Source organism: Flagellimonas sp. ABD4_174, assembly GCF_056160185.1.
The window spans coordinates 47,893-72,320 of sequence record NZ_JBSWWP010000002.1 but is presented as its reverse complement, the minus strand read 5'-3'; the positions used below and the strand labels follow the sequence as shown (position 1 = coordinate 72,320).

Here is a 24,428-nt window from a genome sequence, read left to right as displayed (position 1 = left end):
GTAACAGCATAAAAAAGCGAGGTAAAAACCTCGCTTTTTTATTTAAATATATTCGTTTAAAATACCAATGAGGGTATTGGCGTCCTGCTCACCACTTTGGCGCCAGACCATTTCACCTTTTTTGTAGATCATTAACGTTGGCAACCCTTTAATACGCAGTGCCTGTGAGAGCTCTTTATTTTTATCCACGTCAATCTTTATTACTTTGCCTTTATCACCTAGGGCAGCGGCCACATCGCTCAAAACAGGATGCATAGAAGTGGACTGCTCGTTCCATTCTGCATAAAAATCTAATAATACAGGTACTTGTAAATCTATAAGTTCTCCGAATTTGGACATGTATTCTAAGGTTTACAGTCAAAAGTAAGAAAAAATGTTAATGTTTAACAGTTAAACATTTCTTTGGCACCATGGTGAATAAAATTAGGCCAACCCCTTTTTCTTTAAGGTGATAACGGATATCTCCGGCCAGATACCAAAACGGCCGGGATAACCAATAAAACCAAACCCTCTGTTCACATTGATAAACTGGTCCAATTCTTTGTATATACCCGCCCAATATTTATACCTCCATTTTACCGGGCTCCATTTTATCCAACCTGGTATTTCCACCCCAAACTGCATGCCGTGGGTATGTCCACTGAGGGTCAAGTGAAAATGATAATCGTCCTGTAGTACCACATCTTCCCAATGGGACGGGTCATGGCTCAAAAGTATCTTAAAATCTTCCTTGGCAACACCCACCTTGGCCTTTTGCAGATCGCCGGCTTTTTTAAATCCGCCACGTCCCCAGTTTTCCACCCCGACAAGTGCAATTTTATCTCCTTGCTTTTCTAAAAAGCGATTGGAATTCAGCAATAGATCAAATCCCATTTCCCTTTGCATCGTCTTTAGATCTTCGAGGTTCTGTTCCTTTTCTTCCTCGGTATCCCAAACGGCATAATCACCATAATCGTGATTTCCCAAAACCGAAAATACACCATCATTAGCTTTCAATCGGGAAAAAACCTCTTTCCAAGGCTCCAGTTCACTTGAACGGTTGTTTACAATATCACCCGTAAAAAAGATAACATCGCTCTTTTGTTCGTTTACGAGATCAATTCCGTATTCCACCTTTTTATAATCATCAAAACTACCGCTGTGCACATCCGAAATCTGCGTGATCTGATAATTATGAAAAGCGTCGGGAAGGTCTTCAAACTCCAACTCGTATTTTAATACCTGATAATTATATTTACCGCGGTACATACCGTACAACAGAGCCCCAAAAGGCAAGGCCGCCAAACCCAAGGCAATGCCGCTCACAAATTTTCTACGGGAAGGATAAATCCCGTCGGCAGAACTGGATAGGCCTACCATTTTATTGTAGCCAAAACCCAATAAACGTACAATATCTTCCAAAAGTAGAAAGAAACCCAACACCAGGGCCAACAAAAAGAAGGCGGCAAATATACTTCCCGCTATAGCGGCCGTGCCTTTAAAACCATCACCTGGATCGTAGGTAACCACTTTTACGGTCAAAAAAACCAAGGCCCCTAAAAACAATACAATATAGGTCCAGTGCAACAAAGGACTCTTGAACAATGTTTTAAAGGCTTGAAAACCATACACGGCGAGTACCACATATAGGATTGCCAAAATGATAAATCGGGACATACAATTTTTTTACAAAATTAGCGCTAATCTCCTATTAAACAGTGTATTTTAAATTTATTTAACGGCTCGAACTATTGAATTGAGGATATCTAAATTCGAAACCGCCACTTTATCCTCCACCAAATGCTTACTGGAATTCATACTAATTTTCCCTTCCAAATCTACAGGGTTTTCAAAGCTTGTTCCCGAACAATGAATAGCGCTGAGACCTATTTCTTTAAATTTTGATGCATTGCTGGGCGAAACTCCTCCCCCAGCCATTATAGTTATTTTGGAACGCTGTTGCCAAACCTTTAGGTTTAATATCCCTTCTTCGGATGAGGGCTTGCCTCCGGACGTTAAAATAGTCTGCACGCCAATATCCTCAAGTTGCTTTATGGCTTCCAAAGGTTTTGCCACCCAATCAAAAGCACGGTGAAATGTAAAATGTATTCCTTGGGACAATTCCACCAGTGCTTTGGTTCTTTTAACATCAATAGAAAAATCATCCCTCAAAACCCCAGCAACAACACCATCAACACCTAATTCCTTGCACGCCAAAATATCGGCTTTCATTACTTCAAATTCAGCGTCGGAATACGTGAAATGCCCTCCTCTTGGACGAATCAAAACATGAACGGGAATATTTAGCTCACCTTTAACCAATTGAATAAGGCCAATCGATGGGGTTACGCCTCCAACCCCAAGTTCCGAACAAAGTTCGACCCTATCTGCTCCCGCTATTTCGGCATGTCTTGCAGACGCTAAGGAATTGGCACAGACTTCTATCAGCATATTGTATATTTATGAACCCTAAAAATAAACATACCAACCTATGGAACGACGCAAATTTCTTAAAAATTCCAGCCTTTCGGCGGCAGGACTGCTTTCCACCTCCACTTTGATGGCCTGTAAAACCGATACTAAACTGGAAACAGCCATATCCGAACCAACCACGTCTAACCCAACCAAACCCATTGTGGTATGTACCTGGAATTTTATGAATGCTACAAATAAAGCATGGGAAGTACTAAAATCGGGCGGAAATGCTCTAGACGCAGTAGAGCAGGGCGTTAGGGTCGAGGAAGCGGATGAAACCAACGAGACCGTGGGCAAAGGCGGTAGGCCGGACAGGGACGGAAACGTTACCCTGGATGCCTGTATTATGGACAAGGATGGTAATTGCGGTTCTGTGGTCTGCATGGAAAACATAGTACACCCCATTTCGGTGGCACGTAAGGTAATGGAAGAAACCCCACACATTATATTGGCAGGAAAAGGCGCAGAGAAATTTGCTTACGAACAGGGCTTTAAAAAAGAGGACCTGCTTACCGAAAGTACCAAAAAACAATATGAAGAGTGGCTAAAAAAATCGGAGTACGAGACAACGATCAATATAGAGAACCACGACACCATCGGTATGTTGGCAATAGATGAAAAAGGCGACATGGCCGGGGCATGCACCACAAGCGGAATGGCATACAAGGTAGCGGGGCGCGTTGGGGACTCCCCCATTATTGGGGCAGGGTTGTTTATTGACAACGAAGTCGGTGGCGCCACGGCCACTGGGGTTGGCGAGGAAGTCATTCGCACCGTGGGCAGTTTTTTGATCGTGGAGTTGATGCGACAGGGAAAAAGTCCACAAGAAGCCTGTGAGGAAGGCGTAAAACGCATTATGAAGAAAAACGAAGGCCGCAAAGATTTCCAAATCGGATTTTTGGCCATCAACAAAAATGGCGAAACGGGCGGATATTGCGTGCATCCTGGCTTTACGTATCGGGAGTATTCCGAGAATGGACATGAGAACCGAAAGGTAACGAGTTTCTATGAATAGATATTAGAACGCTCTGTTGTTAGAGGTTAGATACCAGAACGCTTCGCTTTTAGATTTAAGAGTCAAGACGGACTTGATTGCGTTTAAAATTATTTTTTATTCTTTCAAAGGTCTTGTTTCCTGTCTCCTGTTTCTTGTCTCCCATCTCTGTCTCTCGTCTATTCGTGCTAAAATCAAATCCCCTCAAATCTAATATCCCAATTCTAACATCTTTTTAAACTGCAATTCGTACTTTTAATCCCCAACCCTATTTTGGGTTCTTCATATTGTTTATTGAACATTGATAATTGACAAACAAATAAAATGTCCGAGCAAAAACGACTGTTTCTTTTAGACGCCTACGCACTTATTTTTCGAGGCTATTACGCCCTAATAAAAAACCCACGAATCAACTCCAAGGGAATGGATACCTCAGCGATTATGGGGTTTGTAAATTCTCTTTTTGATGTGATCAAACGGGAACAGCCCGACCATTTGGCCGTGGCCTTCGATAAGGGAGGTAGCGTGGAACGTACCGAATTGTTCGAAGACTACAAAGCCAACCGGGATGAAACACCCGATGCCATCCGAATCGCCGTGCCCTATATCCAACAAATTCTGCAAGCCATGAAGATTCCCGTGGTAGAATTGGAGGGCTACGAGGCAGATGACCTTATCGGCACTTTGGCCAAGCAGGCCGAAAAAGAGAATTACAAAGTATTTATGGTTACGCCCGACAAGGATTTTGGGCAATTGGTGAGCGAAAATATTTTTATGTACCGTCCGGCCCGGATGGGCAACGGTATCGAAATTTGGGGAATCCCAGAGGTACAAAAACGCTTCGGGGTCAAGCGTCCCGAGCAAGTAATCGATTATTTGGGCATGATGGGCGATGCCAGTGACAATATCCCGGGATTACCTGGAGTGGGCGACAAAACGGCCAAAAAATTCTTGGAACAATTCGATTCCATGGAAGGTCTATTGGCTAACACCGACCAGCTCAAGGGCAAAATGAAAGAAAAAGTGGAGGAAAATGCCGAATTGGGACGTTTATCCCGAAAATTGGCAGAGATCAAGGTCGACTGTGACGTGCAGTTCCATGCCGAGGATTATGAAATGTGCCCTCCAGATGCCGAAAAGGTGCAAGAAATATTCGAAGAACTTGAATTCCGCAGACTAAAGGACCAATTCATCAAACTATTTACGGAAGAAGCTGAAGCCAGCTCCCCGGTAACCAGCACTAAAACAGCCAAGCAAGAGGCCAACGTTGCCGGTAGTGGACAGTTTACGCTCTTTGGCGGCGATCCCTCGGAAGCCGCGGCGACCCTAAAGGATGTAAACAGCAGAAAAAACATCGGCGATGTATCTCACTTTTATCAAAATGTACAAAGCGGATTGGGCTTGGACCTATTTTTGGAAATGCTGATGAAGCAACCTTCCGTCTGTTTCGATACAGAGACCACTTCCCTTAATCCTTTGGAAGCTGAATTGGTGGGCATAGCTTTTAGCTGGTCCCCAGGCAAGGGTTTTTATGTTCCCTTTCCCGATAATGAGAACGATGCCCGACCTATAATCGAAAAACTACGTCCGTTTTTTGAATCGGAAAACATAGAAAAGGTGGGGCAAAATCTCAAGTACGATATCAAGGTAATGCAAAACTATGGCGTGGAGGTCAAGGGCAAGTTGTTCGATACCATGTTGGCCCACTACCTTATCAACCCCGATATGCGCCATAATATGGACGTACTGGCAGAAACTTACCTCAACTACACACCTATTTCCATAACCGAACTTATTGGCAAAAAGGGCAAGAACCAACTCAGTATGCGCGATGTTCCTTTGGAAAAGCAAACGGAATATGCCGTGGAAGATGCCGACATCACCTTTCAGTTGGGATTAAAATTTACTCCAGAGCTCAAAGAAGCACATACCGATAAATTGTTCGATGAAATAGAGATTCCTTTGCTACGAGTATTGGCAGATATGGAACTGGAAGGCATCAATCTGGATAAAGATTATTTGAACGGCCTTTCGGAGCAATTGGACAAGGACATCAAAACACTGGAACAGAAAATTTATAAAGAAGCTGGCGAAGAATTCAATATTGCCTCCCCAAAACAGTTGGGAGAAATTCTTTTTGGCAAGTTAAAGTTGGTGGATAAACCAAAAAAGACCAAAACAGGTCAATTTTCCACTTCGGAAGATGTACTTTCTTATTTGGCCAAGGACCACGAAATCATCCAAAATGTGTTGGACTACCGCGGATTGGCAAAACTAAAAAGCACCTATGTGGATGCATTGCCCAACGAAGTCCAGCAAAAAACGGGTCGGGTGCATACCGATTATATGCAAACGGTGGCCGCAACGGGCCGTTTGAGCAGTAACAATCCGAACCTTCAGAACATCCCCATTCGCACCGAACGCGGACGGCAAGTACGAAAAGCTTTTGTCCCACGAGATGATAATTACGTGCTCTTGGCGGCGGATTACTCCCAAATAGAATTGCGCATTATTGCAGCATTGAGCGAGGAGGACACCATGATCTCTGCCTTTATAAATGGGGAGGACATCCACGCATCCACGGCATCCAAGGTATTTAATGTGCCCATTGAGGAAGTGACCCGCGAACAGCGTAGCAATGCCAAAACGGTGAACTTTGGAATCATTTACGGGGTTTCCGCCTTCGGATTGAGCAACCAAACCGATTTGAGCCGTACCGAGGCCAAGGAATTGATCGACACCTATTACAAGACCTATCCCAAATTGCGCAATTACATCAGCGAGCAGATTGATTTTGCGCGAGAGCATGGGTACGTGCAAACCGTATTGGGCCGACGTCGCTATTTAAAGGATATTAATGCAGGCAACCAAGTGGTGCGCGGGGCAGCGGAACGTAACGCCGTGAACGCTCCCATCCAAGGAAGTGCAGCGGATATTATTAAGATTGCAATGATCAACATCCATAAAAAGCTTTCCGAAGGAAAATACAAAACCAAGATGTTGTTACAGGTGCATGATGAATTGGTGTTCGATTGTTACAAACCTGAGTTAGAGGAAATGAAAGCACTCATTAAAACCGAAATGGAAAACGCCTATAAACTCTCCGTGCCGCTAGATGTGGAAGTAGGTATTGGTGAGAATTGGCTGGAGGCGCATTAATATATAGTAATTTTAAATTTTTACTTCTAAACGAAATTCTGAGAAATGGCATCTAGGGAAGAATTGCAAAAAAAGCTAATTGAAATTCAAGAAACCCAGAATGAAAGACAAGAAAAATACTACTCATGGTTAAAAACCATTATCACTATATCTGTTGGGCTTTTTGGAATTATAATTTCCTTTAAATCAAATGACCATACCTCTCTATTAAAGTCTATCTTTTTTATTATTTCAATATCTACTCTCGGACTGGGTATTCTTTTCGGAATAATTTCCTTGTACTCTGAAGTGCATCTATTAAATCGTTCTAGAGAAAAGTTAATCGAACACACGCATAAATTAATTGATGGGAATCTTGATTCAATAGAATTTGAATTCATAAAACCCTCATTAATCTTTAAGGTATCTTACAAAGCCTGTTACATATTCTATATTATTTCTTTAATATGCCTCGTTGGGTATGCCATTGTTGATGAAGTTTTATTAGTATTTACCTAAATGGTTTCTATAAATAAATCGGACATTATCCAATTAATTGAAAAAAGAGAAACCGATTCTTTCAAAACTCATTTGTATACCATTATAAAAGTTGATTTTCGACCAACCGGTGAAGTCGGAAGTAGAACAATTAAAATTTGGCGACAAAACTTTTGGAATAGATTATACTATCCCATTTTCCAGTTTGATTTGAATAAAGAAGGCCATTTAATCAATATCTCTGACCGTATTAATCCAATAGGGAGGATTTTTTTCATTCTATTTTGTGTAGTCATATGCATTCCTTGGTTTTATTGGATTTTCGACGATTTCGATTTATTAGGACATTGGATTCAATTTTTAACTGGCATTATTTTCCTTGGAATTTTTATCCTAGTTGGATTCAAAGTTTATAAAATGGAGAAAGAAATACAACTAGATCAAATTTACAAGCTTTTAGACATTGAAATTGAGCCTTCCAAAACAGAAAAAGAATGGGGCTGGAAAAAAGTTTTGGTACGTTCTATCTTGTATCCTCTCTCATTTTTTTTAATCGCGGTTTCAATTTTTGTGGTGTTGCCGCAAGGAGATTACTCTCTAGCAATTGGAACATTAACAATTGTTGGTTTTTACTTGTATTCCGACTTAAAAATCATACGTAAAAAGAAAAGCCGTAATTGAAACCCTCCAAACTCATACTGCCCGTCATCGTATTGTCGCAGTTTTGCTGCACTTCGCTTTGGTTTGCGGGCAATGGGGTAATGCCCGACTTGGTGTCCACTTTTGGATTAAATGAAAGTGCAATAGGGCATTTGACCTCAGCGGTTCAATTTGGGTTTATCGTCGGCACTTTGGTTTTTGCCATTTTATCCATTGCTGACCGTTTTTCTCCTTCCAAAGTATTTTTTTCCTGTGCCGTTTTGGGAGCATTGTTCAATTTAGGAGTGGTTTGGGAAGATAATGGCTTGGCTAGCCTCCTGAGTTTTCGGTTTTTTACGGGGTTTTTCTTGGCTGGCATTTATCCCGTAGGCATGAAAATAGCCGCAGACTATTACGAGAAAGGTCTTGGCAAATCACTTGGCTATTTGGTGGGGGCCTTGGTGGTTGGCACTGCATTTCCCCATTTATTAAAAGAGATGACCCATACATTGTCGTGGAAAGCGGTGTTGGTGGCCACCTCAATCCTGGCCGCTTTTGGGGGCACTTTAATGGTAATTTTAGTTCCCAATGGCCCATTCCGAAAACCAGGTCAAAAAATCTACCTGTCCGCATTTCTAAAAGTGTTTCAAAACCGAAGCTTCCGCTCGGCAGCCTTCGGATATTTTGGCCACTGTTGGGAACTTTATACCTTTTGGGCCTTTGTCCCGATCATGCTACAAACCTATGGGGCAATCCACCCAGCAACAACATTCAACATTCCCTTATTGTCCTTCTTGATCATTGCTGTCGGTGGTTTGGCATGTGTTTTGGGCGGTTATTTAGCACAAGTATTCGGAACTAAAAAGGTGGCATTTATGGCCCTGCTGCTTTCCTGTATTTGTTGCTTGATCTCTCCCTTGCTTTTTGTACAGGGTTCCGAAGTGGTTTTTGTTGCTTTTCTTCTTTTTTGGGGCATGGTGGTGATTGCAGACTCCCCCCTATTTTCCACCTTGGTGGCACAAAGTGCATTACCAGAAATAAAGGGAACGGCATTGACTATAGTAAACAGCATCGGTTTTGCCATTACCATCGCCAGCATTCTGCTACTCAATGAAATGCGAATCTGGACAAGTTCCAATATGGTTTATATGATGTTGGCCGTAGGTCCAATTTTGGGATTGATTGCCTTGTCATCAAAAAACAAAGCGATACTCTAACTATATTTTAAATTAAGTAATTTCCATTCCAATTATTTGGATTTTCATTCCCGACCAATGTAATGTGCAATGATAGAACTTCTATTTTTTACCGGAAAAACCTGCGGTGTCTGCAAGGCGCTAAAACCAAAACTGTTGGAAGCTGTACAGGGAAACTTTCCAAATGTGAATATTCGTGTAATTGATGTGGAGGAAGAAGTTGAGTTTACAGGACAGTCCATGGTATTTACCCTGCCCGTTGTTATCATCAAAGAAGACGGCAGGGAAATGGCCCGCTTTGCCCGAAGTTTTGCAGTTTACGAGGTATTGGCAAAATTAAGGCGACTTTATGGGGCACTGTAAAGCACGTTTTTTTGATATACGGCAAAGTTAACTTTGTTAATCATTGTATATTAGCAATCTAACCACCAACCACCTAAACCATGAAAAAAACAATACTCTTCTTGGCCATTGCACTATGTACATCAACAATTGTATTAGCACAAAAAGGAAAAAGCAAGCAATTGGATGCCATGATAAAAAAAGGCATGGTCGATTGGAAAATCCCTGGATTGGTGGCCGTAGTGGTAAAAGATGGTGAAACGGTGTTCCAAAAAGCCTACGGGGTCAAAAATTTGGAAAGCAAAGCCCGTGTGGACGAGCATACGCTATTTACCATGGCCAGCACCACCAAAGCGATTATTTGCCAAGCACTGGGCATTCTGGTCGATCAAGGCAAACTAAGTTGGACGGACAAAGTCCGTGAACACTTGCCATATTTTAAACTCTCCGATACTTATCTCACCGAAGAGGCCCGTGTACAGGATTTACTCACGCACAATCTAGGAATTCAACAAGCCGACTTGCTCTGGGCCGTGGATAGTGTTTCAACCAAAGAAACACTACAGCGATTTGCGCTTGCAGAAAAGACCTTTTCGGTTCGTGGAGGGTTTGAATACAACAATATCATGTATGCTGTTGCCGGTGAGGTGATTAAATCGGTTAGCGGACAACATTGGACAACATTTGTCTCCGAAAACATATTTGAGCCGGTCGGAATGAACGATGCTGTGGCAAAATCCGTCGATATTTTTAAGAAAGGAAACTATACAACTCCATACCTCAACGATTTGGATGATGGGATTGTCCAAGTGGATTACAATCTTGCAGACCAAATCGGTGCCGCAGGAATGATTTGGTCGAGTATGTCGGATGTTACCAATTACCTCAAATATTTGGTGAACGATGGTGTAGTGGGAAATGACACAATTTTATCCAAAAACACCTTCGATTATCTTTTTAAACCCCATGCTTTTGTTACCGATGACAGCTTTTACCCCACCCAGCAATTGACCATGCCCCACTGGAAAACTTATGGTTTGGGCTGGTTTCAACATGATTATCGCGGTGAAAAACTGGACTTTCATACGGGCAGTATTGGAGGATTGATTGCCATTTGCGGCATAATGCGGGACAAAGATGTAGCTGTCTATGTGTTTGCCAATATGGACCATGCAGAATTGCGCCATGCCATCCTTTATAAATCCATGGACCTGTTTGCTTTTGATGACGACAGTAGGAATTGGCACGAAGAAGTGTTTCAACTGTATTCCAAATTCAAGGAACAGGAAAAAGCATATTATCGGAAACTACAGCATGAAAAACTGGCTGAAACCAAAACAACATTGCCTTTGGAGCAGTACGAAGGTGAATATAGCCACCCGATGCTAGGGAAGGCCACCGTAAAAAACACCGATACGGGATTAACCATAAAGTTCAACGATTTTTTACTACTATCCACCGAGCATTGGCACTACGATACCTTTATGTCCAACAAAGATAATCCATATCGAGCAGCGATAGATTTTAATTTCCATATTGGAACGGACGCCACCGTAAAATCATTTGATGCTTTTGGAGAAACTTTTAAAAAACAAAATTAAAAAAGACACCATATGGTGCCTTTTACAATCATTAACATAGCAATTCATCAATTACAAACACCATTGGCCAACCGTGGCTTTTGGCTTTTACCCCCCATAAACAAATCCGATAGCGGTTTAAAGTGTCGCTTCCACTGGTAGGGAGCAAAGTTGAACCACAGTTTAACTTCTGGCGCTTTGTTTTTTTCAATGGTCAATCCATTCTCGATCTCAAAATCCAAACGTTCGAACGTATTGGCCGATTCGGCCATACCATCCTCGTATACAAACCGGTTGCCCCACCCTGCCATATAAAAACGTAGGGCGATGTACTTGCCCTCGGGCAAGGAAACTACGCTTTTGGACCGTATAAAATTCCCGGAAGCCATACCTTTTAGGTCCACGGGGTTTTGTCCGGGAAAATCCATTATAAAATGTTCGTTTCCCTGTTCATCGATTGCCGAGAACCGGGTAATATTCAAGGTTATCTCCGACACCTTGAGTGCTGTGGCGGCCTCATTGCTTAAAATTAGATCGGCAATCTGCCCATTAACACCAAAATTAGCCTCCATTAACCCGGGAGTATAGAGTGGTATCGACCATATAGTAGGATAAAAGTTCTGTGTTTTCATAGCTGTTGTACATACAATTATACAGGTACAAAGTTGCGATGGTTTAATTGATCCTACGTCCAATAAATTATCCTCTTTATATGCTGTGTTACCCCTAATCCTGTATTTTATGAAAATTTTTGTTAATATGGAACAACAAAATGATTATCAATCGATTCAATACTATCTTTCGGACAAATGAAGGTCAACTATATTTTTCTTCTGCTCGCACTCGTTGCCGAAATTATAGGTACCATTGGCGGTTTTGGCTCCTCGGTGTTTTTTGTTCCGTTGGGCAATTTTTATTTTGATTTTTACTCCGTACTCGGGATGACTGCAATTTTCCATTTATCGAGCAACATCAGTAAAATTTTCTTGTTCAAAAAAGGGTTGGACAAAAAACTATTGCTCTATATTGGCGCTCCATCCGTTGTTTTTGTTATTATCGGTGGGTTTTTATCAAAAGTTGTGAATAGCGATGCCCTAGAAATAGTTCTGGGCATATTTTTGGTTGTCTTTAGCCTTCTTTTCCTTATCAAAAGTGAAATCATTATCCTGCCCAACAAAAAGAACTCCCTTATTGGAGGAGCGCTTTCAGGATTTTCTGCAGGGCTTTTGGGTACAGGAGGGGCCATCCGCGGGTTGACCATGGCGGCCTTCAATTTGGAAAAAAGTGCCTTTATCGCCACCTCTGCGTTCATCGATTTTTTGATTGATTTCTCTCGGACCTTTGTATATTACAGCAACGGGTATATTGGAAAATTGGAATTGACCTATTTACCTTTTTTGTTCGCCATTGGGTTGGTGGGCACCTATTTGGGAAAAAAAGTTCTGAAGTACATACCACAAGATAAATTCCGTAAACTTAGTTTGATTTTTATTCTGATCATCGGTTTGGCCACCATAAGCACCTTAGCCATTGATCATTGATTCTGATGTTCCTCATAATTCTCCCCAATACTGTCCAAAACTTTTAAAAAGATCTCAAACTCGGCAGAGTCTAAGTCCTTAAGTGCCAATTTTCGCAATTGAATTGCACTCGGCAGGGTCAGGTCCAATATTTTTTGTCCATTTTCGGTCAGTTCCAGCTTAAAACGTTTTTGATCACCTTCAAAGCGGGCCTTGGAAATCCAACCTTTTTTCTCCAATCCTCCGATCACCCGTGATGTAGTAGCACGGTTTCGGAAATTTTCGTTGACAATATCGCGTTGACTTGCCTCTTCGCCCAATTCATGGATTTGATACAAAATTACCCACTGCTCAATGGTTATATCCACACCAAGCACATCAAAAGTACGCAGATAGGCCTTTTGAATTTTTCGGAGCACCAAATCCAAATGGAACCCCATTCCATGTATTTCGTCTATACGGTTCAGCAAAATTCCAAGAATGGTCGTAAAAATAAGGATTCGAAATTTCTTTACCTGAAATCGATAACAACAACTATAATTTTAACTCAAATTTCGGTCTACAAAATCGTTTTCGTATGTCAAAATGATTATTTTTGTTGTTAATGCAACAAAATAAAACTGAACAATAAAAAACATATCGAACATGGAAACATCCACACTTCCACTAGAAAACAACACTTCCGAAGATTTTATGCCCATTAACGGCACAGATTATATTGAACTATATGTAGGGAATTCCAAGCAAGCCGCCCATTATTACAAAACAGCATTCGGATTTCAATCCTATGCCCAAGCAGGTTTGGAAACCGGTTTGAAGGACCGTGAAAGTTATGTAGTGGTACAAGATAAGATCCGACTGGTACTTACTTCGCCCCTAAAAAGTGGCACGGAAATCGGTAAACATATCGACAAGCACGGCGATGGGGTAAAAGTGGTTGCCCTTTGGGTAGAAGATGCGACCATAGCTTACAACAATGCCATGGAAAGAGGTGCCACTTCCTATATGGAACCACGAACCGAAGAGGACAAAGACGGAAAAGTGGTTCGCTCCGGAATCTACACCTACGGTGAAACCGTTCACATTTTTGTGGAACGCAAAGATTACAATGGAACATTCCTTCCTGGTTTCAAAAAGTGGGAAACCCCGGACTATAACCCAAAACCTACAGGGTTAAAATTTGTGGACCACATGGTAGGCAACGTTGGGTGGAACAAAATGAACCACTGGGTTAAATTTTATGAGGATGTATTGGGCTTTAAAAACATCCTATCCTTCGATGACAAGGACATATCCACGGAATATACCGCTTTGATGAGCAAGGTGATGAGCAATGGAAATGGAAGAATTAAATTCCCGATCAACGAGCCCGCCGAGGGTCAGAAAAAATCGCAGGTCGAGGAATACTTGGATTTTTATGAAGACGAAGGTGTTCAGCACATTGCTGTGGCCACGGACGATATTATTAACACCGTTCGCGACCTAAAAAGCCGAGGCGTAGAATTTTTAAGGGTACCCGCCACCTACTACGATGCGGTTACCGATCGGGTCGGTGAGATCGATGAGGATATCGCCCCATTAAAGGAATTAGGTATTTTGGTAGACCGTGATGATGAAGGATATTTATTGCAGATCTTTACAAAACCTGTGGAACCTAGACCGACCATGTTCTTCGAAATTATCCAAAGAAAAGGTGCTCAATCGTTCGGAAAAGGTAACTTTAAAGCATTGTTCGAGGCTATTGAACGCGAGCAAGAGCTTAGAGGCACATTGCATTAATCAAATTTAAGGGATATGGGTTATGGGCTATTGTTTTTCAGGCCTATAACCCCATAACTTTAAAATAAAATAACTGTTTTAAAATGCCTATTTATCACAAACTCGGGAAAGTTCCCCAAAAGCGGCATACCCAATTCGAAAAACCGGATGGCAGCCTGTATTACGAGCAGCTTTTTGGCACTATTGGTTTTGATGGCATGTCTTCGCTATCCTATCATGTTCATCGTCCCACCCAAGTAAAAGAAATTGGTAAAGCACTGGACATAAACCCAAAAATTGCGGTTGAAAAGAACATCACCAGTAGAAAGTTCATCGGTTTTGATGTTGCTCCTAAAGATGATTTTCTTGAGGCACGGGAACCACTTTTGGTAAACAATGACGTACATGTAGGTTTGGCCGCTCCACGTAAATCGCTAACGGACTACTTCTATAAAAATGCCGACGCTGACGAAATGCTCTTTATCCACAAAGGGTCGGGAACATTAAAGACTTTTTTAGGAAATATTCCCTTTGAATATGGGGACTACCTGATCATCCCACGAGGAATGATCTATCAAATCGAGTTTGACACAGAAGATAACCGTATTTTATATGCAGAATCCTTCCATCCCATATACACCCCAAAACGATACCGCAATTGGTTCGGGCAATTATTGGAGCATTCACCCTTTTGCGAACGCGATTACAAATTGCCGCAAGACCTTCAAACTTTTGATGAAAAGGGAGAGTTTTTGATGAAAATCAAAAAACAGGGGATGTTGCACCAGCTAGTGTACGCCACACACCCTTTTGATGTAGTGGGTTGGGACGGATATAATTTCCCCTATGGCTTTTCGATCCATAATTTTGAGCCGATTACGGGACGTGTGCATCAACCGCCACCGGTGCACCAAACTTTTGAGACCAGTGCTTTTGTGGTTTGTTCGTTCTGTCCCAGGTTGTACGATTACCATCCTAAATCCATTCCGGCACCTTACAACCACTCCAATATAGATTCCGACGAAGTGCTCTATTACGTGGACGGAGATTTTATGAGCAGAACGGGCATCGGACCAGGATATATTTCCCTGCATCCCGCAGGCATTCCCCACGGCCCACACCCAGGAACCTACGAAGCCAGTATCGGCAAAAAAGGTACCGAGGAACTGGCAGTGATGATAGACACCTTTAAACCCTTGCAAGTAACCAAAAACGCCCTTAAAATTGATGATGGCAAATATTATAAATCTTGGTTGGAATAATTTAGTAGTTAGACATTAGTTGCCAGTAATACGCAGAACACAAATCAAAACTAATATTTAACGAATGGATTTTTCAAAAGACTATAAAGAACTCGGAGAAATAATCGTAAAGAAATTACGCGATGAAAACTTTGAATACTATGAAAAAAATAGAGACTTTGGAAAATCTATGTCTGAAAAAGAATACTCTGAACTACCTAGAAATCCGAATTTAGCACCTGAATTTCAAAAATTAGAAGACGAACGATTTGAATTTTTTAACGGATTGAATGAAAGACAAATAGAAATCCTAAACCGACTTGTCCTGAATATTTTGGATTCGACTGCGTTTAATTTCTTGAGAGAAATTGAAGAAAACTTAAATGACAGTAAAAGTTTAGGATTAACAATAAACGGACACCAAGTAGAGAACATAACGACTGAATTTTTATCTGGAACTTTGTTTGGAGAATACTTTTTATGGACTGAAAAGAATAGCAAATTTGGAGAGTTTCAGCAATAAGAATAAAGTACTACTGGCAACAATGTATAACCGCAATTACCGCATATTAACTCGTAACCGACGGTTATACGAGACCGATATTAGATAATAGAAACATAAAAAATCAATATAAACCTAGAATCTAAATTCTAACTACTCACATCTCATATCTAAAAAATATGATCATAGATATACCCGAAAACTCAGATTTTTCGATTCACAATATTCCTTTTGGGATTTTTTCCACCCAAGACCGAAGTCCACGTATTGGCGTGGCCATTGGAGCGCATATCTTGGACTTGGCCGCTGTTGCCGAACTGGATGTGTTCGACTTTAATACAGCCCTATTGGAAAAAGACACTTTGAATGATTTTATTTCCCTTGGAAAGGAAATCACTACCCGTGTGCGCAAAAAAATCCAATATTGGCTAAAAGATGACGAATCCGTTTTGGCCGGAAAACCTGAACTCTTTGTAAAGCAATCCGAAGCCCAAATGCATATGCCGGTTTCTATTGGCGATTATACCGACTTTTATTCAAGCATGGAGCACGCCACCAATGTGGGCAAAATGTTCCGTGACCCAGAAAATGCCCTTTTGCCCAATTGGAAACATATTCCAGTGGGTTACCATGGCAGGGCAAGCTCCATTGTTGTAAGTGGGGTACCCATTCATAGACCTAAAGGCCAAACCATGCCCAAAGGCACGGAGACACCCGTTTTTGGCCCAACAAAACGCTTGGATTTTGAACTGGAAATGGGCTTTATATGTGGTAAGGAAACATCGATGGGCGAATCTATTTCCACAAAAGAGGCCGAGGATTATATTTTTGGCCTTGTCTTATTTAATGATTGGTCGGCGCGCGATATTCAAAAGTGGGAATATGTACCGTTGGGGCCCTTTTTGGCCAAGAATTTTGCCTCATCCATATCGCCTTGGGTAGTTCCCTTGGAAGCTTTGGAACCCTTCAAACTGGCAGGGCCCAAACAGGAACCCGAAGTATTGCCATATTTGCAATTTGAGGGCAACAAGAATTATGACATCAATCTAGAGGTTATCATCACACCGGAACAAGGTGAAAAAACCACCGTTTGCTTTAGTAACTTTAAACATATGTACTGGAATATGCTGCAACAACTCGCACATCATACGGTAAATGGATGCAACATCAACATTGGGGATATAATGGCCTCGGGTACCATCTCCGGTATGGAAGAAAACAGTTTTGGTTCTATGCTGGAATTGTCGTGGGGAGGTACAAAACCCATCAAACTAAATGATGGAAGCGAACGAAAGTTTATCGAAGATGGTGACACTGTAACATTGAAAGGTTACGCCAAAAAAGACGATATAAGGGTAGGGTTTGGTGAAGTGACCACTAAAGTGCTCCCTGCGAAATAACTTTGGTAGCTGAGCTGAGTCGAAGCTACTGAACGGTGACTTCGACCTCGCTCAGTCACCTTGATATAAAATGAATTAAGATTCCCGTTTTCACGGAAATTACAGAAAACCAAAATATGATCAAAACCATAGACCCAACTACCATACCCCAACCGGAACTATACAGTATACTATCGACAGCTGTGGCTCCAAGACCCATTTGCTTTGCCAGCACAGTTGATGCCGAAGGCAATGTGAACCTGAGTCCGTATAGTTTTTTCAACGTTTTTAGTTCCAATCCTCCCGTAATGGTGTTCTCGCCAACGCGAAGTGGCAGGGACAACTCTTTAAAACACACCCACCAAAATGTAATGGAAGTACCAGAAGTGGTGATCAATGTAGTGAACCATAAAATGGTGGAGCAGATGTCCCTTTCGAGCACAGCCTACGCCAAAGGGGTGAACGAATTTAGAAAGGCCGGATTTACCGAAATCCCCAGTGTAAAAGTTAAACCTCCAAGAGTGGCCGAAGCCCCCGTTTCTTTTGAGTGCAGGGTATTGGAGGTGGTGGAATTAGGACAGATTCCCGGAGCCGGAAACTTGGTGATTGCACAAGTGGACATGATCCACATTAACGATGAATATTTAACAAATAACGTGTTGGATACCGAAAAACTCGATGTAGTGGGTCGTATGGGTGGCAATTGGTATATCCGAGCCATAAAAGAATCCCTGTTCGAGGTTCCTAAACCTATCCGGTCCCAAGGTATTGGCGTGGATGCGCTGCCCAAGGGGATTCGCGAGAGCGATGTTCTAACAGGGAACAATTTAGGCCGTTTGGGGAATTTGGAAAGCGTTCCATCTTCGGATGAGATAAAAACCATCATAGCCAACGAAGGGGTGCAAAATGCCTCCAAAACTGAACTGCACACCTTGGCAAAAAAAGTATTGGAAGCGGGCAATACAAAAAATGCAATAGCTTATTTATTGTTTGCGGAAAGCCTATAAAGTTTACTAAATATGCTGAAAGATATTTCATCCATTTTCAAGGCCCATTTGGTGCCGAAAGAGGTTTATAAAGGTGGAAAAAACATTCCCCCGACCGATAAAAAAATTTACAAATTGTCCTCTAACGAAAACCCATTGGGAGCATCACCCAAAGCTGTTGCTGCGATGAAAATCGCTGCCGACACTATCGATATATATCCGGACCAGACCGATATTCGTTTACGGGAAGCCCTGGCAAAAGACTTTGACGGGCAATTGAGCGCCGACCAGTTTTTGTGTGGAAATAGTGGCTCTGAGGTTATCGATATGCTGCTTCGTGCATTTATCAACGAAGGGGACGAAGTTATTTTTTCCAATCCCTGTTTTCTGCCCTACTCCGTTTTTTCCAGATGGTACGGCGCTAAGCAAGTAGATGTTCCTTTGCTATCACCCAACTACGATTTGGATGTGGAGGGAATCTTGAATGCCATCAACGAAAAGACCAAGGTGATATTCCTGACCAGTCCCAACAATCCTACGGGAACCTATATTCCAAAATCCGTGATGGACGATTTTATCACCCGTGTTCCCAAGAATATTATCGTCATTTTTGATGAGGTCTATAGACATTTTGCGGATGCGAAAGATTATGTGACCGCTTTGCCATACGTATTGGAAGGCCACAATGTGATCGGGCTCAACAGTTTTTCCAAAACCTATGGTTTGGCCGGACAACGCATCGGGTATGGATACACCACACCCACCATTGCCAATTATGTGCGATTGATACACAAACCCTTTTTATTGCCCCTGACTTCCATTGAAGCTGCCATTGGAGCTTTGAACGATACCGAATTCATACAAAAAACAGTAGAAACCGTTTTGGATGGCAGAGCTTTTATTTCCAGAGCATTTGATGAATTAGGCATTAAATACTGGCCAAGTCAAGCTAACTTTTTTATCATAGACCCACCTCTGCCCGAGATGGAGTTTACCGATAAAATGATGAATGAGGGCATTATGGTACGACCGGTATCGCAGTTTGGCGCCCCTGGAAAAGTGCGCATTACCATAGGTAATCCTGAAGCAAATGGTGCTTTGGTGAAAGCTTTAACGAAGTTGATGCACACTTATAGTACAAACCGATAAGTAGCCTTCAGCAAAAAGATATTCTGTGGCTTTTGCCCAAAAATGTTATCGCCCAAGCTCGATAAAAGTCCTTCGGTAGGGTCTCCGCTCCTTGATACATCTTGAGACCACACCAAAAATATCTCCGATCCGGGAATATATTCCCACCGGATCACCAAATTGGAACGGAATTGCACAAAGGAAAAATCCGGGTCGCTGAAACTAAAATCGGTAACACCATCCAAATCTTCATCAATGGCATAATCACCATCGGTCAAAGAGGTTTGTTGGACCGTGTACTGGATAAATCGATCTTCAAAAGTTTTGGCAATAGGGTCGGTAATATGCTTAAAGTTTGAATATCGGCCTCTGGAAATAAAAGGTTGCCCCCAATATTGAATGGTCAAATTGGGGTTTATGGTATAGTTCAAACGTACCGACATACTCAAGGTTCGCTGTCTGATCTCACCGTTCAGGTAACGCGGAGAACCGCCCACATCGTCAAAATTGTCAATAAACTGCAATTTATCCCGATTTATCCTCAAAGATGGGAATGCAGAAATACGCAGTGCATTAATGGGCTGATACACAAAACCACCTTCCATATAATAGGTCTTTACGGAATTGTCCAAGGCCTTTCTTCCATTATGGAAAAAAGAAAACCTGATCTTTTTTCTGGAATCGGTATTAATACTGTTCCAAAAATTTACCCAGGGAGACTGCCGTAGTCTTGGTCCGCCCCTTAGTGCAAAGTTGGAATATTCTATAGGAGCAAAATTGAATCCGATATTGGTATTCCAGTTACCCTTCCAGTTTTGCCAAGTATTGGTATTGAACTGTAAGTAATTATGGTTTCCCTCAAAATCCCAAGCGGTCCAGTGGTTATAGTTGATGCCTACGCGTCTAAAAGTACTATCGGGCTTTAAGGTCTGGTATCCGATCCATGTATAATGGCGAATATCATCCGACTGGCGCTGAAAGCCAATATCGTTGAGCTCCAGTTCAGGAGACCTCCATGTAGCACCAGATTCAAACCGCCAATGTCCATTGCCGATCTTTCCTATTTGTACATTACCTCCGGTACCTGTCAAAGATGTTCTTGTAGTATCCACTTGCACATGGTCTGCCCCCACCCTGTCGAACAAGTGCGTTATGGATCGTTGCGTATTGGCGATGGCCTCTTTACCTCCCTGAACATGACTCATGGTAAGGTTTCCGCCTACATACCAATCCCGGTTTGCCCATTGATGTTTAAAGTCCAGACCTCCTGTGTAGGCAGCATCGTGCAGAAAATTGAGCTGTTCGGGCAAGTTTTCTCGGTTAGTGGCCGTAAAGATTCCTCCGATATAAGAATTTCTTTGGTTGAAATCCTTTTGAAGTCTTCCTACAAAATAATTGGTCAAAGGTTCCACCATTTCTTTTCTGGTATTTCCCTCGCCATTAATTATGGTAGCGTTTCTTCGCGAAGTAACACTCTCCAACACCCCGATTGCCCAACCATTTTTAGTTTTTCCACTAAATTTAGCGGCACCGATCATTGGAGTATTATCTGGTTGATCTACAAATTCTCCATCCGAGGTATCGGGATAGCCTTGTGGGCTTCTACCGATTCTTCGGGAGTAAAAAATATTATCGGAACCGAATGTGTTTCCCGCTTGGGACTGAGACACCCTAAAATCGAAGATGTTTTTGTTCTCGACAAAAAATGGGCGTCTCTCTTGGAAAAATATCTGAAACCCATCCAAGGCGATTGCCGACGGGTCGGCATCTACCTGTCCAAAGTCAGGGTTTACCGTTAAATCCAAAGTAAGATCGTTGGTAATTCCAATTTTGGCATCCAGACCTGCGGTAATATCACTTTCGCTACCACCCCGAAACGGATTTCCCTCCTCGGCTTCGTAAGTTTCTGTTTTTGCCACGGTATAGGGCTGGATTTCCAACTGTTTTTGGGGCTGTATATTTTTTAGACCGTGCAGCTCGCCAAACTCGCTCACCCAACCGGGTTGATCTACGGGTTTACGCTGCCACAGGGAACGTTCCTCGTCTCTAAAAAAACGTCGAGTAGACTGAAAGCCCCATACCTGCTCTTCTGCTCTTCCAAATTTCAATTGGCTAAGAGGAATCCTCAATTCTGCCGTCCATCCTTCATCATCAACATGGGCTTTGGCATACCAAATAGGGTTCCAGCTCGGGTCCCAATTGTTACCGTTATTTGATATAAACTCATCACCCTTTACCCCTGCGGCGGTTATGGTAAAAGAAAAGGCAGTACGCTTATCAAAATAGCTGTCAATATTGAATTCTACCCAATCACCATCAAAACCATCCCTACGGGACAGCCTTTTTACGATCTTGTCCGGTTCACTATCATAACAACGAACACCTATATATAGGTTCTTGCTATCATATAAAATTTTAAATTTGGTCTGGTGCGAAGGCGGGGTGTTTTCATCGGGCTGAAATTCTATATAATCACCGCCCCATTCCACCAAGTCCCAAGCATCATCTTCTAAAATTCCATTAATGTCGGGCGCGGCATATTCGCCTAAACTTTGGGTAACATATCTTTTTTTGGCAACGACTTGGGTCGAGTCTTGTGCTAGAGAGGAATTGAGGAATAATAGGGCCAGGATTATTAGGACTTCATATCTCACTTGTTCGTTTTTTGGTTAGATTGATATGGTAAAGACACTATAAATCGGAATGCGTTACAGTTACCAATTTTTTTAATCTTTTTTTAACACCTTTCAAGATTATCTTACAGCCGTTTTCCACCCCTAAAGATTGAATTTGAAAAAAGTGGAAAAATATTCCCGATCAACCGTTTGTAATTCAATCTAATAATTGTACATTTGCAGCCCGTTAATCGGGATAGGTTATTTAAATCAATAATATTCGAGAAGTGGATACATTAAGTTATAAAACTATTTCCGCCAATAAATCTACTGTTGACAAGCAATGGTTATTGGTTGATGCTGAAGGACAGACCTTAGGAAGATTGGCGTCTAAAGTAGCCAAAATACTTAGAGGGAAATATAAGACCAACTTTACCCCCCATGTTGATTGTGGAGACAATGTTATCGTCATCAATGCAGAGAAAATCGACATGACAGGTAACAAATGGAACGATAAAGAATACCAAAGATACACTGGGTATCCAGGTGGACAACGTTCTGCTTCCGCACTAGAAGTATTGGAAAAACATCCTGAGCGCATTATCGAAAACTCCGTAAAAGGAATGCTTCCTAAAAATAAATTAGGAGCCGACCTGTTCAGAAACCTTAAGGTCTACGCAGGGGCAGAGCACGGACAAGAAGCGCAAAAACCAAAAGCTATAAACTTAAACGACTACAAATAATGGAAGTGGTTCATAAGATAGGTAGAAGAAAAACAGCTGTGGCCAGAGTTTATGTTTCCGAAGGTTCAGGAAACATTACCATCAACAAAAGAGATCTTAACGATTACTTTACCACAGGTACATTGCAATACAAAGTAAAACAACCTTTTGCCTTAACAGAAACCGAAGGCAACTACGACGTAAAAGTAAATGTTTACGGCGGTGGTATCACAGGTCAGGCAGAGGCCGTTCGTTTGGCTTTGTCCAGAGCAATGTGCGAAATAGATGCAGAGAACAGAACTGTTCTTAAACCAGAAGGGTTATTAACAAGAGACCCGAGAATGGTGGAAAGGAAGAAATTCGGTCAGAAGAAAGCCCGTAAGAAATTCCAATTCTCCAAACGTTAATATACTTTGGGCCTTTGCCCATCTATATATAAGTTCATTGAAAACCCTGAAAGCATACATATTTCAGGGTTAAATTTTTAACAAAGTTGTCGTTGTTCCAAAAGGAAAAACAAATCGACTTTTGGAAACTAGTTTAGCATCTAAATGGGCCGGGCGAACATTTTTTGTGACCACCAACCCATTGCTACTTACAACGGAACGTAAACTAAGTACAAAAATGGCAAGTAAAATTGAAGTAAAAGACTTACTGGAAGCAGGTGTGCATTTTGGACACCTAACAAGAAAGTGGAATCCGAACATGGCTCCGTACATCTACATGGAGCGAAATGGGATTCACGTAATCAACCTCTACAAAACAGTTGCAAAACTTGAGGAGGCCAACGAGGCCCTTAAAAAAATTGCAGCCTCAGGAAGAAAAATCCTTTTTGTAGCCACAAAAAAACAAGCAAAGGACATTGTAGCGGACAAAGTATCCAAGGTAAACATGCCGTACATCACAGAGAGATGGCCAGGTGGTATGTTGACCAACTTTGTAACCATTCGTAAAGCTGTTAAAAAGATGGCAGCTATCGACCGAATGAAGAAAGACGGTACATTCAACACCCTATCCAAAAAAGAAAGATTGCAGGTAGATCGTTTGCGTGCAAAATTGGAAAAGAACTTAGGTTCCATTGCCGATATGACACGTTTGCCAGGAGCCCTGTTTATCGTGGATACCATGCGTGAGCACATTGCCGTAAAAGAAGCCCAAAAATTGAACATTCCAATTTTTGCAATGGTAGATACCAACTCCGACCCACGTGATGTAGATTATGCCATCCCATCCAACGACGATGCCGGTAAATCCATTGAAGCTATCCTAGAGTCTGTTACACAAGCCGTAGCAGAAGGATTGGAAGAGCGCAAGAGCGAGAAAAACAACGGTAAAGACAAGGAAGAGGACACCAACAAGGAAAATAAAGCCACCGAAGAAAAACCTGCAAAAAAAGCTGAAGCCGCTCCAAAAGCTGAAGCTAAAGCGGACGACCTTACCAAAATTGAAGGTGTTGGACCAAAAGCCGCCGAAGCTTTGGCAGCAAGTGGCGTAAAATCCTATGCAGACCTAGCTGATGCAGACGCTGAAAAAATCAAGGAAATCTTGACCGAAGCTAGCTCAACTTTAGCTCACTTGGACCCAACTTCTTGGCCAAAACAAGCTAAAATGGCCGCCGATGGAAAATGGGACGAACTTAAAGAATGGCAAGACAGCGTAAAAGGCGGTGTTGAATAAACCCACTTATTTAACATTGTCCTAATCCAAAACACGGCAATAGTGTTTTACTTTATATA

The 24,428-nt window shown here is 41.9% G+C and carries 23 protein-coding genes; 17 read left to right on the top strand and 6 right to left on the bottom strand.

Translation table 11 applies throughout. The features are described from left to right. Positions 1–42 precede the first annotated feature (42 nt). The 3 genes from ACXAFK_RS14360 to ACXAFK_RS14350 all read right to left on the bottom strand — a co-directional run bounded on the left by ACXAFK_RS14360 (position 43) and on the right by ACXAFK_RS14350 (position 2,430). Positions 43–339: a thioredoxin family protein gene (locus tag ACXAFK_RS14360; protein WP_224835494.1), complete on the bottom strand. Its 297-nt coding sequence runs from the start codon at positions 337–339 to the stop codon at positions 43–45. 84 nt (positions 340–423) lie between these two features. After that, positions 424–1,656: a metallophosphoesterase gene (locus ACXAFK_RS14355; RefSeq protein ID WP_474958217.1), complete on the bottom strand. Its 1,233-nt coding sequence runs from the start codon at positions 1,654–1,656 to the stop codon at positions 424–426. Positions 1,657–1,710: 54 nt separating this feature from the next. Continuing rightward, positions 1,711–2,430, bottom strand: coding sequence for a copper homeostasis protein CutC (locus ACXAFK_RS14350; protein ID WP_474958216.1), 720 nt, complete (start codon positions 2,428–2,430; stop codon positions 1,711–1,713). A 40-nt stretch (positions 2,431–2,470) separates the two neighbouring features. Here ACXAFK_RS14350 and ACXAFK_RS14345 point away from each other — a divergent pair, with 40 nt between their 5' ends. From ACXAFK_RS14345 to ACXAFK_RS14315, 7 genes are all read left to right on the top strand, one after another. Beyond that, a complete protein-coding gene (locus ACXAFK_RS14345) occupies positions 2,471–3,469 on the top strand; it encodes an isoaspartyl peptidase/L-asparaginase family protein (RefSeq protein ID WP_224835497.1) in 999 nt (332 codons plus the stop codon). 303 nt (positions 3,470–3,772) lie between these two features. Beyond that, the gene (gene polA / locus ACXAFK_RS14340) at positions 3,773–6,607 is read left to right on the top strand and encodes a DNA polymerase I (RefSeq protein ID WP_474958215.1); all 2,835 of its coding nucleotides are present in this window, start codon (positions 3,773–3,775) and stop codon (positions 6,605–6,607) included. 45 nt (positions 6,608–6,652) lie between these two features. Continuing rightward, positions 6,653–7,105 (top strand): hypothetical protein, encoded by a 453-nt coding sequence (locus tag ACXAFK_RS14335; protein ID WP_474958214.1) that lies wholly within the window; start codon positions 6,653–6,655, stop codon positions 7,103–7,105. Continuing rightward, on the top strand, positions 7,106–7,765 hold the full coding sequence (locus tag ACXAFK_RS14330) for a hypothetical protein (protein WP_474958213.1): 660 nt from the start codon (positions 7,106–7,108) through the stop codon (positions 7,763–7,765). Then, positions 7,762–8,940, top strand: coding sequence for an MFS transporter (locus tag ACXAFK_RS14325; protein ID WP_474958212.1), 1,179 nt, complete (start codon positions 7,762–7,764; stop codon positions 8,938–8,940). The genes ACXAFK_RS14330 and ACXAFK_RS14325 overlap by 4 nt, the downstream gene beginning before the upstream one ends. A 69-nt stretch (positions 8,941–9,009) precedes the next feature. Beyond that, on the top strand, positions 9,010–9,282 hold the full coding sequence (locus tag ACXAFK_RS14320) for a thioredoxin family protein (RefSeq protein ID WP_474958211.1): 273 nt from the start codon (positions 9,010–9,012) through the stop codon (positions 9,280–9,282). Between the two features lie 80 nt (positions 9,283–9,362). Beyond that, positions 9,363–10,862, top strand: coding sequence for a serine hydrolase (locus tag ACXAFK_RS14315; protein WP_474958210.1), 1,500 nt, complete (start codon positions 9,363–9,365; stop codon positions 10,860–10,862). Positions 10,863–10,909: 47 nt separating this feature from the next. On the opposite strand, the gene ACXAFK_RS14310 is transcribed toward ACXAFK_RS14315, so the two are convergent. Beyond that, complete coding sequence (locus ACXAFK_RS14310) at positions 10,910–11,473, bottom strand: hypothetical protein (protein WP_474958209.1); 564 nt, start codon at positions 11,471–11,473, stop codon at positions 10,910–10,912. A gap of 177 nt (positions 11,474–11,650) precedes the next feature. On the opposite strand from ACXAFK_RS14310, the gene ACXAFK_RS14305 reads away from it, so the two are divergent. Further along, positions 11,651–12,382: a sulfite exporter TauE/SafE family protein gene (locus ACXAFK_RS14305; RefSeq protein WP_474958208.1), complete on the top strand. Its 732-nt coding sequence runs from the start codon at positions 11,651–11,653 to the stop codon at positions 12,380–12,382. Here the strand turns inward: ACXAFK_RS14305 and ACXAFK_RS14300 are convergent. Continuing rightward, on the bottom strand, positions 12,376–12,831 hold the full coding sequence (locus ACXAFK_RS14300; protein WP_474958207.1) for a MarR family winged helix-turn-helix transcriptional regulator: 456 nt from the start codon (positions 12,829–12,831) through the stop codon (positions 12,376–12,378). The two genes, ACXAFK_RS14305 and ACXAFK_RS14300, sit on opposite strands and share 7 nt — an antisense overlap. A gap of 175 nt (positions 12,832–13,006) precedes the next feature. On the opposite strand from ACXAFK_RS14300, the gene hppD reads away from it, so the two are divergent. From hppD to ACXAFK_RS14270, 6 genes are all read left to right on the top strand, one after another. Then, entirely contained in the window at positions 13,007–14,140 is a 1,134-nt protein-coding gene (hppD, locus tag ACXAFK_RS14295; protein ID WP_224835505.1) for a 4-hydroxyphenylpyruvate dioxygenase, read from the top strand. An 83-nt stretch (positions 14,141–14,223) separates the two neighbouring features. After that, entirely contained in the window at positions 14,224–15,381 is a 1,158-nt protein-coding gene (locus tag ACXAFK_RS14290; RefSeq protein WP_474958206.1) for a homogentisate 1,2-dioxygenase, read from the top strand. 64 nt (positions 15,382–15,445) lie between these two features. Continuing rightward, complete coding sequence (locus ACXAFK_RS14285; protein ID WP_252078927.1) at positions 15,446–15,883, top strand: hypothetical protein; 438 nt, start codon at positions 15,446–15,448, stop codon at positions 15,881–15,883. A 158-nt stretch (positions 15,884–16,041) separates the two neighbouring features. Then, positions 16,042–17,262, top strand: coding sequence for a fumarylacetoacetase (gene fahA / locus ACXAFK_RS14280; protein ID WP_293296744.1), 1,221 nt, complete (start codon positions 16,042–16,044; stop codon positions 17,260–17,262). A 116-nt stretch (positions 17,263–17,378) separates the two neighbouring features. Then, positions 17,379–18,248 carry a flavin reductase family protein gene (locus ACXAFK_RS14275; protein ID WP_252078925.1) on the top strand — a complete coding sequence of 290 codons (870 nt, stop codon included), beginning with the start codon at positions 17,379–17,381 and terminating at the stop codon, positions 18,246–18,248. A 12-nt stretch (positions 18,249–18,260) separates the two neighbouring features. Continuing rightward, the gene (locus ACXAFK_RS14270; RefSeq protein WP_474958205.1) at positions 18,261–19,376 is read left to right on the top strand and encodes a pyridoxal phosphate-dependent aminotransferase; all 1,116 of its coding nucleotides are present in this window, start codon (positions 18,261–18,263) and stop codon (positions 19,374–19,376) included. Here the strand turns inward: ACXAFK_RS14270 and ACXAFK_RS14265 are convergent. Continuing rightward, entirely contained in the window at positions 19,358–22,009 is a 2,652-nt protein-coding gene (locus ACXAFK_RS14265; RefSeq protein WP_474958204.1) for a DUF5916 domain-containing protein, read from the bottom strand. The genes ACXAFK_RS14270 and ACXAFK_RS14265 overlap by 19 nt on opposite strands. A gap of 248 nt (positions 22,010–22,257) precedes the next feature. Here ACXAFK_RS14265 and rplM point away from each other — a divergent pair, with 248 nt between their 5' ends. From rplM to rpsB, 3 genes are all read left to right on the top strand, one after another. After that, a complete protein-coding gene (gene rplM / locus ACXAFK_RS14260; RefSeq protein ID WP_224835511.1) occupies positions 22,258–22,713 on the top strand; it encodes a 50S ribosomal protein L13 in 456 nt (151 codons plus the stop codon). Then, on the top strand, positions 22,713–23,099 hold the full coding sequence (gene rpsI, locus ACXAFK_RS14255; RefSeq protein ID WP_224835512.1) for a 30S ribosomal protein S9: 387 nt from the start codon (positions 22,713–22,715) through the stop codon (positions 23,097–23,099). The genes rplM and rpsI overlap by 1 nt, the downstream gene beginning before the upstream one ends. 217 nt (positions 23,100–23,316) lie before the next feature. Continuing rightward, positions 23,317–24,369, top strand: a complete 1,053-nt coding sequence (gene rpsB / locus ACXAFK_RS14250; RefSeq protein ID WP_474958203.1) for a 30S ribosomal protein S2 — start codon at positions 23,317–23,319, stop codon at positions 24,367–24,369. Positions 24,370–24,428 lie beyond the last annotated feature (59 nt).